Annotated in this window: 1 rRNA gene; it reads right to left on the bottom strand. The window is 55.1% G+C overall.

Going from position 1 to position 1,619, the window contains the following annotated elements:
- Positions 1-52 precede the first annotated feature (52 nt).
- Positions 53-1,585: ribosomal RNA gene (locus CZ787_RS07220) — 16S ribosomal RNA — on the bottom strand.
- Positions 1,586-1,619: the final 34 nt, after the last annotated feature.

Genomic DNA, 1,619 nt, shown 5'->3' with positions numbered 1-1,619 from the left:
TCTGATCAGGTAATTCATTGTGGACGTTTACCGCGAGGGATGACGCATCGTTTAAGGAGGTGATCCAGCCGCAGGTTCCCCTACGGCTACCTTGTTACGACTTCACCCCAGTCATGAACCACACCGTGGTGATCGCCCTCTTGCGTTAGGCTAACCACTTCTGGTGCAGTCCACTCCCATGGTGTGACGGGCGGTGTGTACAAGGCCCGGGAACGTATTCACCGTGACATTCTGATTCACGATTACTAGCGATTCCGACTTCACGGAGTCGAGTTGCAGACTCCGATCCGGACTGAGACCGGCTTTCCGGGATTGGCGCACTCTCGCGAGTTGGCAACCCTTTGTACCGGCCATTGTAGCACGTGTGTAGCCCTACCCGTAAGGGCCATGATGACTTGACGTCGTCCCCACCTTCCTCCGGTTTGTCACCGGCAGTCTCCTTAGAGTTCCCACCATTATGTGCTGGCAAATAAGGACAAGGGTTGCGCTCGTTACGGGACTTAACCCAACATTTCACAACACGAGCTGACGACAGCCATGCAGCACCTGTCTTACAGTTCCCGAAGGCACACCAGGATCTCTCCCGGCTTCTGTAGATGTCAAGGGTAGGTAAGGTTCTTCGCGTTGCATCGAATTAAACCACATGCTCCACCGCTTGTGCGGGCCCCCGTCAATTCATTTGAGTTTTAACCTTGCGGCCGTACTCCCCAGGCGGTCGACTTATCGCGTTAACTTCGCCACAAAGTGCGCTAGGCACCCAACGGCTGGTCGACATCGTTTACGGCGTGGACTACCAGGGTATCTAATCCTGTTTGCTACCCACGCTTTCGCACCTCAGTGTCAGTGTCAGTCCAGAAGGCCGCCTTCGCCACTGGTATTCCTCCCGATCTCTACGCATTTCACCGCTACACCGGGAATTCTACCTTCCTCTCCTGCACTCTAGCCTGACAGTTCCGGATGCCGTTCCCAGGTTGAGCCCGGGGCTTTCACAACCGGCTTATCAAGCCACCTACGCGCGCTTTACGCCCAGTAATTCCGATTAACGCTTGCACCCTCCGTATTACCGCGGCTGCTGGCACGGAGTTAGCCGGTGCTTCTTCTGCGAGTGATGTCTTTCCTGATGGGTATTAACCACCAGGCGTTCTTCCTCGCTGAAAGTGCTTTACAACCCGAAGGCCTTCTTCACACACGCGGCATGGCTGGATCAGGCTTGCGCCCATTGTCCAATATTCCCCACTGCTGCCTCCCGTAGGAGTTCGGGCCGTGTCTCAGTCCCGATGTGGCTGATCATCCTCTCAGACCAGCTACGGATCGTTGCCTTGGTGAGCCATTACCTCACCAACCAGCTAATCCGACATAGGCTCATCCAATAGCGGGAGCCGAAGCCCCCTTTCTCCCGTAGGACGTATGCGGTATTAGCCTGAGTTTCCCCAGGTTATCCCCCACTACCGGGCAGATTCCTATGCATTACTCACCCGTCCGCCGCTCGTCAGCGGGAAGCAAGCTTCCCCTGTTACCGCTCGACTTGCATGTGTTAAGCCTGCCGCCAGCGTTCAATCTGAGCCATGATCAAACTCTTCAGTTTAAAATCAGTGTGATTCTTACTTGTCACTCGAAAG

The organism is Halomonas citrativorans (genome assembly GCF_900163645.1).
GTDB classification, from domain to species: Bacteria; Pseudomonadota; Gammaproteobacteria; order Pseudomonadales; family Halomonadaceae; genus Vreelandella; species Vreelandella citrativorans.
Note: the sequence above shows the minus strand (reverse complement) of the source record. Positions and strands in the feature narration are given on the sequence as shown.